Origin of the sequence: Halomonas sp. IOP_31, assembly GCF_021151495.1 — a bacterium.
GTDB lineage: Bacteria > Pseudomonadota > Gammaproteobacteria > Pseudomonadales > Halomonadaceae > Modicisalibacter > Modicisalibacter zincidurans.
This window is the reverse complement of the sequence record NZ_JAIRBP010000076.1, coordinates 1-1575: the sequence shown is the minus strand read 5'-3', so window position 1 is coordinate 1575 and position 1575 is coordinate 1. Positions and strand designations below refer to the sequence as shown.

The following is a 1575-nucleotide window of genomic DNA, read 5'->3' as shown; positions in this document are numbered from 1 at the left end:
CTAGCAGCCTGTCGGACTTTCCACTCCAGCATGAGATAATGCCGGCATCAAACTGACCACGGACCCGCCATGAGCCACTTTCGTTCTGTCGATCGTCATACGGCCTATCTGCTTCCTCCGTCCGTTGACGAGTGGTTACCCCAGAACCATCTGGCACGCTTCATCGTCGAGGTGGTGGACGGCCTTGATCTGCGCGCGATGGTGAGCGCCTATGGCGGGCGCGGCAGTGCGGCCTATCACCCATCGCTGCTGTTGTCGCTGTTGATCTATGGCTACGCCACCGGCGTGTTTTCCAGCCGCAAGATCGAGCGGGCGACGTATGATTCGGTGGCCTTCCGCTTTATCGCCGCCGGCTCGCATCCCGACCATGACACGCTGGCTGCCTTTCGCCGGCGCTTTCTCGACGAGCTGGCGGGTCTGTTTGTTCAGGTTCTCGACGTTGCCCAGGAGATGAAGCTGCTCAAGCTGGGCACCATCAGCCTGGATGGCACCAAGGTCCAGGCCAACGCCTCGCGTCACAGCGCCCTGTCCCATGGTCATATCGAGAAGATGGAGGCCCAACTCCAAGCGGAAGTGCAGGAACTGCTGGCACTGGCCGAGCAGGCCGACCAATCCAATGTCCCGGATGGGGTCAGCCTGCCGGAAGAAATTCAGCGTCGGGAAGATCGGCTCAAGGCGATGGCAGAGGCCAAAACGAAGATCGAAGCCCGGGCGAAAGCGCGCTTCGAGCGCGAGCAAGCCGACTACCAGGCCAAGCTCGCCGCGCGGGAAGAGAAGCAGAAGAAGACCGGCAAGAAGCCGGGCGGCCGTCCGCCCAAGCCGCCCACGGCCGGCCCCAAGGCGCAGGACCAGATCAATCTCACCGATGAAGCATCACGCATCATGCCGGTGTCAGGCGGGGGCTTCGAGCAGGCCTACAATGCCCAGGCGGCCGTGGATACGGACAGCATGCTGGTGATGGCGCCGGCGGTCACCCAGGCGTGTAACGACAAGGAACAAGTCGAGCCGATGCTGGCGCAACTGGCCGCCTTGCCGGCATCGCTGGGCAAAGCCGACATGCTGCTCGCGGATACTGGCTACTTCAGCGCCGCGAATGTGGCCGCCTGCGAACAGGCCGGGCTGGATCCGCACATCGCCGTCAAGCGGGAACGTCATCACCCGCCGCCGCTGGAACGGTTCGCCGAACCGATGCCCCTGGCGGAGGGTAGTTCGCCGGTCGCGCGGATGGCGCACAAGCTACAGACCCAGGCGGGACGCGCCGCCTATGCGCTGCGCAAGCAAACGGTCGAGCCGGTCTTCGGCATCATCAAGTCGGTGCTCGGATTTCGTCAGTTCTCGTTACGCGGACTGAACAAAGTGAGCGGTGAATGGACATTGGTTTGCCTGGCCTGGAATCTAAAGCGTATGGCCGTATTGCGCCCGAAATCCGCCCAATCGGCATGAAAAGCAAGCGATGCTGCTCGTTTTGAGAATATTGGCCACAGAAGCCCGTAAGTAGGCATCATGATGGTGCAAAAATCTGCCGCGGCAGGCGGCGTCCATTGTCTGCCGACGCTAAGTCCGACAGGCTGCTAG

Annotated in this window: 1 protein-coding gene; it reads left to right on the top strand. The window is 62.2% G+C overall.

Features of this window, described 5'->3' with window-relative positions; all coding sequences use genetic code 11:
* The first annotated feature begins 69 nt into the window (after positions 1-69).
* Positions 70-1443, top strand: coding sequence for an IS1182 family transposase (locus K7I12_RS17320; RefSeq protein WP_231664805.1), 1374 nt, complete (start codon positions 70-72; stop codon positions 1441-1443).
* Positions 1444-1575 lie beyond the last annotated feature (132 nt).

Coding starts and splice junctions, on each gene's coding strand:
- K7I12_RS17320 (WP_231664805.1), top strand. CDS start 70: ATGAGCCACTTTCGTTCTGTCGATCGTCATACGGCCTATCTGCTTCCT.